At 72.6% G+C, this 13,696-nt stretch carries 11 protein-coding genes; 6 read left to right on the top strand and 5 right to left on the bottom strand.

The window, feature by feature from the left end:
• Window positions 1-97: 97 nt before the first annotated feature.
• The 5 genes from ACIGDI_RS18395 to ACIGDI_RS18375 form a co-directional block, all read right to left on the bottom strand.
• A complete protein-coding gene (locus tag ACIGDI_RS18395) occupies window positions 98-898 on the bottom strand; it encodes an ABC transporter permease (protein ID WP_399897509.1) in 801 nt (266 codons plus the stop codon).
• Window positions 899-902: 4 nt separating this feature from the next.
• Window positions 903-1,706 carry an ABC-2 family transporter protein gene (locus tag ACIGDI_RS18390; RefSeq protein ID WP_399897507.1) on the bottom strand — a complete coding sequence of 268 codons (804 nt, stop codon included), beginning with the start codon at window positions 1,704-1,706 and terminating at the stop codon, window positions 903-905.
• A gap of 1 nt (window position 1,707) precedes the next feature.
• Window positions 1,708-2,715: an ATP-binding cassette domain-containing protein gene (locus tag ACIGDI_RS18385; RefSeq protein ID WP_399897504.1), complete on the bottom strand. Its 1,008-nt coding sequence runs from the start codon at window positions 2,713-2,715 to the stop codon at window positions 1,708-1,710.
• Window positions 2,712-3,875, bottom strand: coding sequence for an MFS transporter (locus tag ACIGDI_RS18380; RefSeq protein ID WP_399897501.1), 1,164 nt, complete (start codon window positions 3,873-3,875; stop codon window positions 2,712-2,714). The genes ACIGDI_RS18385 and ACIGDI_RS18380 overlap by 4 nt, the downstream gene beginning before the upstream one ends.
• 102 nt (window positions 3,876-3,977) lie before the next feature.
• Entirely contained in the window at window positions 3,978-5,228 is a 1,251-nt protein-coding gene (locus ACIGDI_RS18375; RefSeq protein ID WP_399897498.1) for a D-arabinono-1,4-lactone oxidase, read from the bottom strand.
• A gap of 110 nt (window positions 5,229-5,338) precedes the next feature.
• Between ACIGDI_RS18375 and ACIGDI_RS18370 the strand changes: the two genes are divergently transcribed.
• From ACIGDI_RS18370 to ACIGDI_RS18345, 6 genes are all read left to right on the top strand, one after another.
• Complete coding sequence (locus ACIGDI_RS18370; RefSeq protein WP_399897495.1) at window positions 5,339-6,349, top strand: hydroxyacid dehydrogenase; 1,011 nt, start codon at window positions 5,339-5,341, stop codon at window positions 6,347-6,349.
• 97 nt (window positions 6,350-6,446) lie between these two features.
• On the top strand, window positions 6,447-7,109 hold the full coding sequence (locus tag ACIGDI_RS18365; protein ID WP_399897492.1) for a pyridoxamine 5'-phosphate oxidase family protein: 663 nt from the start codon (window positions 6,447-6,449) through the stop codon (window positions 7,107-7,109).
• 55 nt (window positions 7,110-7,164) lie between these two features.
• Window positions 7,165-8,508 carry a radical SAM protein gene (locus ACIGDI_RS18360; protein WP_399897489.1) on the top strand — a complete coding sequence of 448 codons (1,344 nt, stop codon included), beginning with the start codon at window positions 7,165-7,167 and terminating at the stop codon, window positions 8,506-8,508.
• Between the two features lie 217 nt (window positions 8,509-8,725).
• The gene (locus tag ACIGDI_RS18355; protein ID WP_399897486.1) at window positions 8,726-10,213 is read left to right on the top strand and encodes a cellulose binding domain-containing protein; all 1,488 of its coding nucleotides are present in this window, start codon (window positions 8,726-8,728) and stop codon (window positions 10,211-10,213) included.
• Window positions 10,214-10,408: 195 nt separating this feature from the next.
• Window positions 10,409-11,500 carry a ribosome small subunit-dependent GTPase A gene (gene rsgA, locus ACIGDI_RS18350; RefSeq protein ID WP_399897483.1) on the top strand — a complete coding sequence of 364 codons (1,092 nt, stop codon included), beginning with the start codon at window positions 10,409-10,411 and terminating at the stop codon, window positions 11,498-11,500.
• An 808-nt stretch (window positions 11,501-12,308) separates the two neighbouring features.
• Entirely contained in the window at window positions 12,309-13,691 is a 1,383-nt protein-coding gene (locus ACIGDI_RS18345) for a bifunctional transcriptional activator/DNA repair enzyme AdaA (protein WP_399897480.1), read from the top strand.
• Window positions 13,692-13,696 lie beyond the last annotated feature (5 nt).

Genomic DNA, 13,696 nt, shown 5'->3' with positions numbered 1-13,696 from the left:
CGCCGGGACCGGACAGACCGAAGACACCGCACAGGGATCGTAGGCGCCGGGGCGTGTCCCGCCGGTCATCCGCGGCCGTGCGGTCGCCGGACGCGGGTCAGCCGTTCACCCCCGTGTAGTGGTCCAGGCTCCAGCGCCACAGCAGTCTCGCGGCGAGGTAGGCGAGTACTCCGAGTACGGGGGAGGCGGCCGCCAGCCAGTAGGGGACGCCTGTGTCGTGGCCGTGGCCGGTGAGGACGGCGGCCGGGAAGTAGGCGACGAAGGCGAGTGGGAGGCCGAAGGTGAGGAAGCCGCCCACGGCCTTGGGCAGGACGTTGAGCGGGTAGCTGCCGAAGGTGCCCAGCAGCTCCTCCAGCCAGCGGCTCCAGTAGTCGGCGGTCGGGAAGCGCAGGGACGCGGCGGCCACCGCCGTGAACAGGGCGGCCTCCAGCAGCATGCCGCCGATGAGGCAGACGGTGAGATACGTGATCCGCCCGGCGTTCCAGTCGAGGTGGCTGCGGGACAGGGCGCCGGCCATCAGCCCCGTGGCCACGGTCAGGTCACCGATCGCGTTGGTGGGGAAGTACTGCAGCTGGACCTGCCGGTGGACCGGCATGGGCCGCAGCAGATAGACGTCGATCTGTCCCTCCTGGATGAACCGGCCGATGCCGTGCATCCGGCCCAGGACCAGGACGAACAGCCCGTGCGCCAGCATCCGGGTCGCCGGGATCAGCAGCACGTCGGAGCTGTCCCAGCCGCCCATCCCGGTGAACCGGGTCAGCAGCACGGTCGCGAACACGATCACCGACACCTGCCAGATCGCGCCGATCGCGACCATCAGCAGGAACTCGGTGCGGTACTCCAGCTGGGAGCGGAAGTTGAGGCGCGTGACGCGCCAGGCGATCCGGACGGCGTTCATGACCTCAGCCTCCCTGGGAGATGACCCGGCGGGCGGCCCGCCGCCACAGGAACCGGGTGAACAGGTGGAGCAGCACGACCCAGCCGACCTGGATCGTCAACTGCAGTGGCGCGTCGGACAGTTCGATGCGGCCGACGTACAGCGACAGCGGCACGTTGAGCGTGGCCTGGAAGGGCAGGAAGGTGCTCAGGGTCCGGAACCACGCGGGGAAGAACCACAGCGGGGCGTACACCCCGGACATCAGGTTCTGCGCGAAGATCAGGATGAGCATGGCGGCGCTGTTGCGCACGGTCCAGAAGCACATCTGGTCCAGCAGGAGCATCACGTGGTACAGCACGAGCTGCCCGAGCAGCAGGCTGAGCACGAACACCCCGGCCACGGCGGCCGATCCGGGCGGCTCGACCACCCCGGCGGCGAGGCACACCGCGTATCCGGCCAGCGCCCACGCGGCCCCGTAGACCTGCTCGCCGAGGGCGCGCAGGGCGTGGTAGCGGGCGGGCGACAGCGGGCGCAGGTACCAGTAGACGATGGTGCCGAAGTGCATGTGCTGGATGACCGTGTCCCGGCCCGCGTACTGGTCCAACTCCCGCAGCCGGGAGGCGAGTACGGCCAGCACGGCGTACGTGACGGCCTGCTCTCGGCTCATCCCGGCCGAGACCTGGGTCCGGTCGTACAGGCCGTTCCACAGGGAGGCGACCAGCACCACCTGGACGGTCAGCCGGACCAGCACGGCCGACATCCGGGGCGGGGCGTGCAGTTCGCCGAGCGGGGTGACGCGGGCGGCGCGCCAGGCGTGCAGGACGGCCACCTCAGGCCCCTTCCGCGCCGGGACCGGCGTGCACGTACGCGGCCCGCATCACGTCCTCCAGGTCCGCCTCGTCGATGGCGATGCCCGTCACCTCGTACCGTTCGATGACCGCCTTGAGCGCCTGGTGGACGGTGGGCGCGTCGGGTCCGTCCGGGCCGAACACGACCTGCGGCCCCTCCTGCCGCAGCAGCGCGATGCCCGGCGGCGGCACGACGTCGGTGTGCGCGTCGGCGAGGGTGGCCCGCACCTGCCAGGTCGAGCCGTACTTGCGGCGGATCTCGTCGAGCGTGCCGTCCAGGACCAGCCGCCCGTGGTTGACGAGCACGACCCGCTCGGCGAGCCGCTCCACCTCCGTCATGTCGTGCGTGGTCAACAGGACCGTACGGCCGCGCTGTTCGACCTGGTGCCGCAGGAACTCCCGCACCTGCTCCTTGACGACCACGTCCATGCCGATGGTCGGCTCGTCCAGGAAGACGACCGGCGGGTCGTGCAGCAGCGCGGCCGCCAGGTCGCAGCGCACCCGCTGGCCCAGGGATAGATGGCGCACCCGGGTGTCCCAGAAGGACGACAGTTCGAGGATGTCGTCGAACTCCTTGAGGCGTGTGGCGTGTTCGGCCTTCGGCACCTCGTAGATGTCCCGCAGGATCGCGAACGACTCCCGCACCGGCAGGTCCCACCACAGCTGGGTGCGCTGCCCGAACACCGCGCCGATGTTACGGGCGTTGCGCTCCCGGTCCTGGTACGGCACCACGCCCGCCACCCGGGCCTCGCCGGAGGTCGGGGTGAGGATGCCGGTGAGCATCTTGATGGTGGTGGACTTGCCGGCGCCGTTCGGGCCGAGCAGGGCGAGGAGTTCGCCGGGCGCCACGTCGAAGGAGATGTCGGAGACGGCGTGCTTGACGGCCCGCTCCGGGTTGACGAGGGATCTGAGGGCGCCGGCGAAACCGGGCCGGCGGACGGTGGTGTGGAACGAGCGGGAGAGGGAGCGGACCTCGATGCTGCCGATCACTCGACGGACCTCCGGGTGAGCTGGATCAACCACACGGTCGCCACGAGCGAGGCGGCGGAGAGCAGGGCGAGCACCCAGGGGACCGCGTGGATGCCCGAGGCCTCGATGCCCGCTCCCAGCAGTGGGGGAGCCGCCACTCCGCCGACCATCGACGCGGCGATGACCCAGGCACCGGCGCGCCTCGCCTGGGGAAGCGCCCTGTTCAGCCAGGGCAGTCCGGTCGGGAAGACCGGCGCGATGAACAACCCGACACCCGCGTACGCCACCGGCGCCACTCCCTCCACCAGCGACAGCAGCAGACACGCGGTCATGCCGGCCGCGCACAGGGCGAGGATGCGCTCGGGGGAGTGCCGCAGGGCGATCGGGACGATGAGGAACCGGCCCGCGGTCAGCATCAGCCAGTACACGGACGTCGCCGAGGCGGCCACGGTCGCGCTGTAGCCGACGGTCTCCAGATGGGTGGGCTCCCAGCCGCCGACGCCCGCCTCGACGGCGACGTTGAGGACGTACAGGACGAGGAAGCCGAGCAGGACACGGGACAGGCCCAGCGAGCCCGGCCTCGACTCCACGGGCTCGACGGAGGCCGTGCGCACGCCGCTCGTGCACAGCGCCAGCGCCGCCGCGAGGACGGCACAACCGCCGAAGGCGTAGGCGTAGTTCCCGGGTCCGGCCCACGCCACCACCGCCGGCCCCAGGACCGCGCCGATGCCGAAATGGGCGTTGAGGACGTTCAGCATGGCCGTGGACCGGTCGCCGAAGCCCACCGCGAACAACTGGTTGAGGCCGTAGTCGATGCCGCCGAAGCCGAGGCCGCCGAGGAAGGCGGCGGCCAGCGCGAGCGGCCAGGCCGGGGCGAGCGCGAAGCCCGCGCTGCCCAACGCCATCAGCGCGTAACTCGCGGCCAGCAGAGCCCTGTTGCTGATCCGGGAGTGGATCGCGTTGAAGGCCAGGACGCCGGCCACGCCGCCCGCGAAGTGCAGGCTCAGACCGAGACCCGCGCCCGACGGGGACAGGCCGAACTCCTCGCGCAGACCCGGGACGGCGGGCCCGTAGAGCGCCTGGAGCATGCCGATGAGGACGAATCCGGCACAGGACGCGACCGCGGCCGCCCGGCTGAACAGCCGGCCGGCCGTGCCGGGCCGCACCTCCGTGTCCGCCACCCGATCTCCCCCGAAGAACTTCCGGCCGGACCCCGACGGCCACCGGCGCCGCGCCAGGCTATGACCCGCGCGGGCATTCGACAAGGGGTTAAAAAATGGGCCTTACGAAGCCTCCTCCAGTACGCCCCGCACGAACGCGTTGGTGAACTTCCCCGCCGGATCCAGCTCCCGCGCCAGCGCCCGGAAGTCACCGAGCCGCGGATACCGGCCCCGCAGCACGGCCGCCGGCACGGCGAACACCTTCCCCCAGTGCGGTCGCGCGTCGAAGCCGTCCAGGGCCTCCTCCACCCGCCGCACCACCGGGAGCACGGCCGCCGTGTCCTCGAACCAGGTGAAGTGCAGCGCCACGGTGTCCCGTCCGTACGCGGGGCTCAGCCACTGCGTGTCGGCGGCCACCGTCCGCACCTCGCAGGTCTGCAGCACGGGCGCGACCGTCCCGCGGATCGCGTCCAGCGCGTGCAGCGCGTCGAGGGCGTACTGCCTGGGCAGCAGGTACTCCGACTGCAGCTCGGCCCCGCTGCTCGGCACGAACTCCGCCCGGAAGTGCGGCAGCCGCTCGTGCCACGGCCCCGGCACCCCGAACTGCTCGGTGCAGTTCACGGCCGGCATCCCCGGCACGGGATGCAGCTTCTCGGTCGCCGGCGCAGCCCACGGGAACTCCGGCAGCGGCTGGTCGGTGCGCCGCTTCAGCCACACCTGGCGGAAGCCCGGCTCCCGCCAGTCGGTGAACAGGCTCACGCTGTACGCGGCCGCCGCGACCTTCTCGAAGTCCAGCCCGGTGAGGGGCAGTTCGGTGAACACGTGCTGCTCGACCTCGTACGACGGTTCCAGGTCCAGGGTCAGGGCGGTGACGACGCCCAGGGCGCCCAGTGAGGTCACGGCGCCGTCGAACCGTTCGTCGCCCCGCCCGACGGTGACCGCCGACCCGTCGGCCGTGACCAGTTCGACCTCCCGCACGGCCGACGCCAGCGAGCCGTTGCCGACCCCCGAGCCGTGCGTGCCGGTCACCACCGAGCCGGCCACCGAGATGTGCGGCAGGGACGCCATGTTGGGCAGCGCGAGCCCGTGCGCGTCCACCTCGCGCGCCAACTCCGCGTACCGGACGCCGCCGGAGACCCGTACCGTACGCGCCGCGGTGTCCACGTCGATCACCGGCGGCAGGGCGGCGATCGACAGCAGGACGCCCTCCGCGCCCGGCTCGGCGATCTCGTTGAAGGAGTGCCCGCTGCCCAGCACGCGCACCTTCGGACTGCCGGCCACGAGCGCGCCGAGCGCGTCGAGCGAGTGGGGGCGGTGCAGCTCCTTCGCGGTGTAGGTGATGTTGCCCGCCCAGTTGGTGACCGTCTCCGTCATCCCTGCCGTCCCCTTCGAGGAAGTGTGTGCACGTTGACCCTCTCACTCGCCGCCGCCTACCGTGGAGAGCGTTTTCTACAACTTTCTCGCGAAGCCGGAGGGCCACTCCCTTGTCCGAGCGTCCCCGGGCTCTGTTCGCCATGACCGCCGGCAACCTGCCGCTCGTCTTCCCTCCGGAGGTGCTGGCCCGGCTGCGCGAGGCGGTGGACGTCGACCCGGAGCTGATCGCCGAGGACTTCACCGAGGCACGCGTGCGCGAAGCGCTCGCCCGCACCGAGATCCTGCTCACCGGCTGGGGCTGCCCCCGGCTGGACGCGGCCGTCCTCGACGCGGCGCCCCGGCTGCGTGCCGTCATGCACTCGGCCGGCTCGGTCAAGGGCTTCACCACGCCCGAGGTGTGGCGGCGGGGCATCGTGGTCTCGTCGGCGGCCGACGCCAACGCCGTCCCGGTCGCCGAGTACACCCTCGCGATGATCCTGCTGGCCGGGAAGGACGTCCTCGCCGCCCGGGAACGCCTGCGCGCCGAACGGGTCCACCCCGGCGGATGGGGCGTTGTCCCCGGCATCGGCAACCACGGCCGCCGCGTCGGCGTGATCGGCGCCTCCCGCATCGGCCGCCGCGTGATCGCCCTGCTCGCTCCCTTCGACCTGCGCGTGAGCCTCACCGACCCGTACGTCACCGAACGCCGGGCGGCCGAACTCGGCGTGCCGCTGCTGCCGCTGGACGATCTGCTGCGCACCTCGGACATCGTCACGGTCCACGCCCCCGACACCCCGAGCACCCGCCACCTCGTCGGCCGCCGGGAACTCGCCCTGATGCCCGACGGGGCGACCCTGATCAACACCGCCCGCGGCGCTCTGGTCGACCACGACGCCCTCGTCGAGGAAGTGCGCGCCGGGCGGCTGAACGCCGTCCTCGACGTCACCGATCCCGAGCCGCTCCCGGCGGACTCGCCCCTCTACGACCTCCCGGGCGCCTTCGTCACCCCGCACCTCGCCGGTTCCCAGGGCAACGAGCTCGCCCGCCTCGGCGCGACGGTCGCCGAGGAAGCCGCCCGTCTGCTGGCGGGCGAAGAACTCGCCCATCCGGTGGATCCGGCGGTGCTGGAGCGGGAAGCCTGAGCGGATCGGCTGCGGATTTCGCGGTGAATGAGTCGCTGGCCAGAGCAATCCGCAAATATCTGGCGTCATAGGTGCGATATCGGTAGCGTCCTGCCGTATGACGCTCGAACCGCTCCCGGAGAACGACCTCACCCGCCACCGCCGCCTGCGCGAACAGGGCAGCCTCGACCGCGCCGACCTCGACGCCGTCCTCGACGCCGGATTCGTGTGTCACCTGGGCGTGGTGGTCGACGGCCGGCCACTGGTCGTGCCGACGGTCTACGGGCGCGACGAGCGGCAGCTCTACCTGCACGGTTCGGTGGCCAGCCGCAGTCTCGCGGGCTCCACCCCGGTGTGCGTCACCGTCACGCACGTGGACGGACTGGTCCTCGCCCGCTCCGTTTTCGAGCACGGCGTCAACTACCGCAGCGCCATGATTCACGGCGAGGCCCGGAAGATCACCGACCCCGAGGAGAAGCTGGCCGGGCTGCGCCTGCTCACCGAGCACGCGGCACCCGGCCAGTGGTCCTACGCCCGCGGCCCCAACCGCAGGGAGCTCGCCGCCACCACCCTGCTCGCCCTCTCCCTCGAACAGGCCTCCGTGAAGATCCGCACCGGGGCCCCCGACGACGGTGACGGCCCTGACGCCGAGCTGGGCCTGTGGGCCGGGACCCTGCCGCTGACCTGGTCCTGGGGCACCCCCGAGCCCGACCCGCTGCTGCCGCCCGGCCTGCCGATACCAGGACACATCGCGCGCCGTGAGGGGACCCGGCACGGCTGAGCGCCGGGCGGAGGCATACGGTGGGGAGTCGAACGCAGCCGGGAGGAGAGTCGGGATGGGCAGCCGTACCGCACTGGTCGAGGATTTGATGGAGCGCTTTCCGCAGGTACCGCGGGAGGCCGTCTTCAAAGAGGACCTGCTGCGTGGTGGTGTGGCCTTCGACCCCTCCGCGCTGAGCGACAACGAGGGCGGCGAGGTCAAGCCGAAGTCGTACTTCATCTTCTCCTTCGACCACGGGACCCTGCCCGAGCTCGGCGAGGCCGCCCTGCGCCGGCCCCCGGAGGAGATCATCCTCACCGGCGGCCCCTACGACCTGCGCCGCACCGTCGTCTCCGTGCGCGTGAACCCGGCCTCGCCGTACCGCGTCGCCGCGAACGACGAAGGGGTGCTCGGCCTCTACCTCGACGGCAGGCGCATCGCCGACGTCGGCGTGCCGCCCATGCCCGAGTACTACCGGCACACCCTGTCCAACGGGAAGTCGGTCATGGAGGTCGCCCCGACCATCCAGTGGGGCTACCTGATCTACCTCACCGTCTTCCGCGTCTGCCAGTACTTCGGCGCCAAGGAGGAGTGCCAGTACTGCGACATCAACCACAACTGGCGCCAGCACAAGGCGGCCGGGCGCCCGTACACGGGTGTGAAGGACGTCGAGGAGGTGCTGGAAGCCCTCGAGATCATCGACCGGTACGACACCGCCAAGGCCTCCACCGCCTACACGCTCACCGGCGGCGCGATCACCAAGACGGTCTCCGGGCGGGACGAGGCCGACTTCTACGGCCACTACGCCAAGGCCATCGAGGAGCGCTTCCCGGGCCGCTGGATCGGCAAGGTCGTCGCGCAGGCGCTGCCCAAGGACGACGTGCAGCGGTTCAAGGACTACGGCGTGCAGATCTACCACCCCAACTACGAGGTGTGGGACGAGTACCTGTTCAAGATGTACTGCCCGGGCAAGGAGCGGTACGTCGGCCGGGACGAGTGGCACAAGCGCATCCTGGACTCGGCGGACGTCTTCGGCGCGCGCAACGTCATCCCCAACTTCGTCGCGGGCGTGGAGATGGCCGAGCCCTTCGGCTTCAAGACGGTCGACGAGGCCATCGCCTCGACCACCGAGGGCCTGCGCTTCTTCATGTCGAACGGCATCACGCCCCGCTTCACCACCTGGTGCCCCGAGCCCACGACCCCGCTCGGCAAGGCCAACCCGCACGGCGCCCCGTTGGAGTACCACATCCGGCTGCTGCAGGCCTACCGGCAGACGATGGACGACTTCGGCCTGTCCTCGCCCCCCGGTTACGGCCCGCCCGGCCCCGGCCGCGCCGTCTTCTCCGTCAGCTCCTTCATGGACAGCCTTCCGGCGCGGGAGACGGAGGACGAGAACGCGGAGGAGACGGCGGAGGTGTGAGCGACCTCTGTGCACGGTGAGTCGAAGCGTGGTCTCCTTGCGTACATGAGGCCGGAGTTGTTGCCCGGCGGCGGTTCCACAGGGGTCTGTCAGGACAACTGAACACAGCGCTTGTCAGTTGTGAGAAAAACGTGAAAGGCTCCTGCCCTGCCGCGAGGTTCCCCCCAACTCCTTTGCCGTCATGGTGAGTTGACCTCGCTTTCAATGCAGGAGACCCATGCCCGACCTGCCGACCCCGAAGGACGCCGCCGAGGCCGCGCTGTTCTCCGAGTGCTGGGACGCGGTGCTTTCCTACGCCGACCTGTGCACCGCCGGCGCCACCGCGGCCACGCAACTCGCCTCCGAGGCGTTCGCGCTCGGAATACGCGAGGTCCGCGCCACCGAGACCGGACCCGCCGCCCGAGGCACCGGCCGCCGCTCACCCCGACTGCCCATGATCCCGCTGCTGTTGACCGCCGTGCGCAGCACGGCGGCCGACTGGGAGGAGGGCGGACAGGGCGACGACCTCGACCCCGACCTGCGCCTGTGGCTCAACTCCGAGAAGGCCACGCGCTACACCGGCCCGCCGCTGCAACGCCCGCTCGCCCTGCGTGCCCTGCGCGACCTGCAGGACGCGGACGCGACACTGCTGTGGCTCGCCGAGGTGGAGGCGCTGCCGTACTCCGTGGTGGCCCGCAGGCTCGGCCTCGACCCGGCGCTCGTCGGCGAGGAACTCACCGAGGTGCGCCGCCTGTTCCGCGACCGCTGCCACCGCGCCCACCTCGACATGCCGCTGGACGCGAACTGCCGCAGCTACGCCCGCCTCCTCGACGCCGTCACCCGCTCGCCCGGCGCCGACATCCCCGCCGACCTCTCGCGCCACCTCGCCACCTGCGTGGAGTGCGCCGAGGCCGCCGCCTGTCTGCGCCCGCACGGCGGCGGACTCCCCACGGCCCTCGCCGGCGGCGTGATCGGCTGGGGCGGCCTCGCCTACCTGGAGCGCCGCAGGCGGGCCGCCGAGGTGCGGCTCGGCGCCGGGCGCCCCGACCCGGCCGAGGGCGAGCACGGCGAGCCCAAGTCCGGCGCGGACCGGGCGCGGACGGTGCGCAACGGCCTCCTCGTCGCCGCCGTCCTGGTCTCGCTCCTCGCGCTGGCCGTGTCCCTGATGCCGTTCGGCGGCGCGGACGGCGACATCACGGCGGGCGACACCCCGTCCGACAGCAGTCCCGTGGCCGCCCCCCGCCCCTCCCCGCCGCCCGTCACCTCGTCCCCGCGCGGCACCTCCCCGTCCCCGACCACGACCGTCTCCAGGACACGGACCGGCGACGAGAAGAAACCCGACCCCGAACCCCAGGGCACCTCGTCGTCCGCCGCCGGCGGCGGCAGTGGTGCCACGGTGAAGGAAGCGGCCACCTGCACGGTCGGCTACGACCTGGTCAACGAGTGGCCCGACGGCTTCCAGGCCACCGTCTCCGTCACCACGACCCGGGCCCTGACCAACTGGAGCGTCGGCTGGTCCTTCAAGGACGGCCAGCAGGTCGGTCAGATGTGGGACGCGACCGTCGCCCAGAGCGGCTCCCGCGTCACCGCCACCGCCGCCGACTACAACAAGGCCGTCCCCGCGCACGGCACTCTCTCCTTCGGTTTCCTCGCCTCCTGGAAGACCAAGAACTCGCCGCCCTACGACTTCACGCTCAACGGGCAGCCCTGCGAGAAAACCGGTTGACGGAACACCGGCGCGGCGGGCTACTGTTGCGCCGGGTCCACAAGGAAGTCCCGAGCAGAGGAAAGAAGGAGGTGTCGACCGATGGCTGTCTTTGCGACGAGCGCTGCCCGCATCCAGATCATCAAGTCCACCTCCGTGGCCGCCGGCTGACCACACCGAACCCGTCGCCGGGGCCGCCCTTGTGAAGGGTCACCCTTGACTTCCAGTTCTGTCTTCACCGCGCTCGCTCCCTACGGCTGGGACGAGGCATGGGCGGACACGTTCGCCCCGTACGACACCGAAGGCCTGCTGCCCGGGCGCGTGCTCCGGGTCGACCGCGGTCAGTGCGACGTGGTCACCGCCGGCGGGGTGCTGCGGGCCGACACCGCGTTCGTCACCCCTAACGACCCGTTGCGGGTCGTGTGCACCGGCGACTGGGTCGCCGTCGAACCCGGCGGCAACCCCCGCTATGTGCGCGCGTATCTGCCGCGCCGCACCGCCTTCGTGCGCTCCACCTCCTCCAAGCGGTCCGAGGGGCAGATCCTCGCCGCCAACGTCGACCACGCCATCGTCGCGGTGTCGCTGGCGGCCGAACTCGACCTCGGCCGCATCGAGCGGTTCCTCGCCCTGGCCTGGGAGTCCGGCGCCCAGCCGCTCGTCGTCCTCACCAAGGCCGACCTCGTGCCGGACCCCGTGACGCGGGCCTACCTGGTCCAGGACGTGGAACTGTCGGCGCCCGGCGTCGCCGTGCTGCCCGTCAGCGCCGTGGACGGTGGCGGCCTCGACGTCCTGCGCGCCGCCGTCGGCGACGGCACCTCCGTGCTCCTCGGCCAGTCCGGCGCGGGCAAGTCGACCCTCGCGAACGCGCTCGTCGGCGCCGACGTGATGGACGTACGGGCCACCCGGGACGTCGACGGCAAGGGACGTCACACGACCACCACCCGCAACCTGCTCGCCCTGCCCGGCGGGGGAGTCCTCATCGACACGCCCGGACTGCGCGGCGTCGGCCTGTGGGACGCCGAGAGCGGTGTCGGACAGGTCTTCTCCGAGATCGAGGAACTGGCGCAACGCTGCCGCTTCCACGACTGCGCCCACAACGCCGAACCGGGCTGCGCGGTCCTGGCCGCCGTGGACGCCGGAGAACTCCAGGTACGACGACTGGAGAGCTACCGCAAACTGGTCCGCGAGAACCAGTGGATCGTCGCCAAGACCGACGCCCGCGCCCGCGCAGAACTACGCCGCGACTGGAAGCGCAAGGGCGCGGAGGGCAGGGCGGCAATGGAACTGAAGAGGGGGCGCCGCGGCTGAGAGCCCCCGGGGGCGGTGGGCGGGGGCCCAGGGCCCGGCTCCTGAGACGGGTCTGGGCGACGCCGGCAGGTAGCCGGCGGCGCCGCGCGTCGGGGTCCCCCGATGGGCCGGTGGCCGGTCGGGGGGGCGCGGCGCTTCTGGGAGGCCCAGGGTGCCTCTCCCGGGATCGCGCTCTGGGGAGTCGGCGGGGGTCGGTGTCGCCGCACGTAGGGGTTCTCCCGATGGGCCGATGGCCGGTCGGGGGCGCGCCGCTCCTGAAAGGCACCACCGGTCGGTCGGTGGGCTGTTCGGGGGCTGCCCCCGAGGCGCGCGTAGGCGGACCAGTGGCCTTCGGAGGCGCGGCGCCCGCGGGCCAAGCCGACGGGCCGATGGTGGCGGGAGTGCCGTTCCCGTGCGGGGCCGCCGACGGGCCGATGACTGGTCGGGGGTGCCGTTTCCGCCTCCCGAAGGGCCGATGGTCGGTCGGGGTGCTGTTCCCGGGCAGGCCCGCGGAAGGGCCGATGGTCGGTCGGGGTGCCGTTCCCGGGCAGGCCCGCCGAAGGGCCGATGGTCGGTCGGGGTGCCGTTCCCGGGCCTGCCGACGGCCGACGGCCGGCCCGGGGATGCCGTTTCCGCCCGCCGATGGGCCGATGGTCGGCGGGTGGGGGGTGCCGTTCCCGGGCGGGCCCGTCGACGGGTCGACGGCCAGCCGGGGGTGCCGTTTGCGCCCGCCGGTCGGCCGGGGCCGTCGCTCCAGAGAGGCACCCCCGGCCGCCGTGTCCGATTTCCGCCAGCCCCGGGTCGGCGCGCGGCGCAGACTGGAGGGGTGATGGACGAGGACACCAGGTATGAGGCCGTGCGGAGTCGGGACGCTCGTTTCGACGGGGAGTTCTTCTTCGCCGTCGAGACCACCGGCATCTACTGCCGGCCCAGCTGTCCGGCCGTGACCCCGAGGCGCCGTAACGTCCGCTTCTTCGCTACGGCCGCCGCGGCCCAGGGCGCGGGCTTCCGGGCGTGCCGCCGCTGCCGTCCGGACGCCGTGCCGGGGTCGGCCGAGTGGAACGCTCGCGCCGACGTGGTGGGGCGCGCCATGCGGCTGATCGCGGACGGCGTCGTCGACCGCGAGGGCGTCGCCGGGCTCGCCGGGCGGCTCGGCTACAGCGCCCGGCAGGTGCAGCGGCAGCTGACCGCCGAGCTCGGGGCCGGGCCCGTGGCCCTGGCCCGGGCCCAGCGGGCGCACACCGCGCGGGTGCTGGTGCAGACGACCGATCTGCCGATCACGGAGATCGCGTTCGCCTCCGGGTTCGCCAGTGTCCGCCAGTTCAACGACACCGTCCGCGAGGTGTACGCCTCCACACCGAGCGAGCTGCGGGCCGCCGCGCCCCGGCAGCGGGGCCGGCGCCCCGCGGCGGGGATCCCGTTGCGGCTCGCGTACCGGGGGCCGTACCAGGCCGGTGCCGTCTTCGACCTGCTCGCCGAGGAGGCCGTGCCCGGCGTGGAGGAGGTGCTCGGGGAGCCCGGCCGCCGCACCTACCGCCGTACCCTCCGCCTCCCGCACGGCACCGGTGTCGTCGCCGTCGACGAACGGGCGGGCGCGTCCGGGGCGGCGTCCGCGGCGCATCCCGGCGGCTGGCTGGAGGCCCGGCTGCAGCTGACCGACCCGCGCGACCTCACCACCGCCGTCGGCCGGCTGCGCAGGCTGTTCGACCTCGACGCCGACCCCTACGCGGTGGACGAGCGGCTCGGCGCGGACCCACGGCTCGCACCCCTCGTCGCCGCCCGCCGGGGCCTGCGCTCGCCGGGCGCCGCCGACGCGGACGAGGCGGCGGTACGGGCCCTGCTGGGGCCGCGGGCGAGCGAACGGCTGGTGCGGCGCTACGGCAAGGCGCTGGACTCGCCCTCCGGCAGCCTCACCCACCTCTTCCCCGAACCGGCGGTCCTCGCCGAGGCCGAACCCGACGGCACCCTCGGCGCCCTCACCGCCGCCCTCGCCGACGGCGCCCTGCGTCTCGACCCGGGCGTCGACCGCGACGAGGCGCAGGCCGCACTGCTCGCGGTGCCCGGCATGGACGCCGGCACCGTCGCCGAGATCCGCACCCGCGCCCTGGGCGACCCCGACGTCGCCCCGCCCGGCCTGGACGTCCCCGACGCCTGGCGCCCCTGGCGCTCGTACGCCCTACGACACCTGCGTGCAGCGGGAGAGTTGGACTGAACCGC

The organism is Streptomyces sp. NPDC085900, assembly GCF_044540925.1.
GTDB lineage: Bacteria > Actinomycetota > Actinomycetes > Streptomycetales > Streptomycetaceae > Streptomyces > Streptomyces gilvifuscus.
The sequence above is the reverse complement of the archived record's forward strand: the minus strand, read 5'-3'. Positions and strand labels throughout refer to the sequence as shown.

Coding starts and splice junctions, on each gene's coding strand:
- ACIGDI_RS18355 (WP_399897486.1), top strand. CDS start 8,726: ATGCCCGACCTGCCGACCCCGAAGGACGCCGCCGAGGCCGCGCTGTTC.
- ACIGDI_RS18365 (WP_399897492.1), top strand. CDS start 6,447: ATGACGCTCGAACCGCTCCCGGAGAACGACCTCACCCGCCACCGCCGC.
- ACIGDI_RS18360 (WP_399897489.1), top strand. CDS start 7,165: ATGGGCAGCCGTACCGCACTGGTCGAGGATTTGATGGAGCGCTTTCCG.
- ACIGDI_RS18345 (WP_399897480.1), top strand. CDS start 12,309: ATGGACGAGGACACCAGGTATGAGGCCGTGCGGAGTCGGGACGCTCGT.
- ACIGDI_RS18375 (WP_399897498.1), bottom strand. CDS start 5,228: ATGACGGAGACGGTCACCAACTGGGCGGGCAACATCACCTACACCGCG.
- ACIGDI_RS18395 (WP_399897509.1), bottom strand. CDS start 898: ATGAACGCCGTCCGGATCGCCTGGCGCGTCACGCGCCTCAACTTCCGC.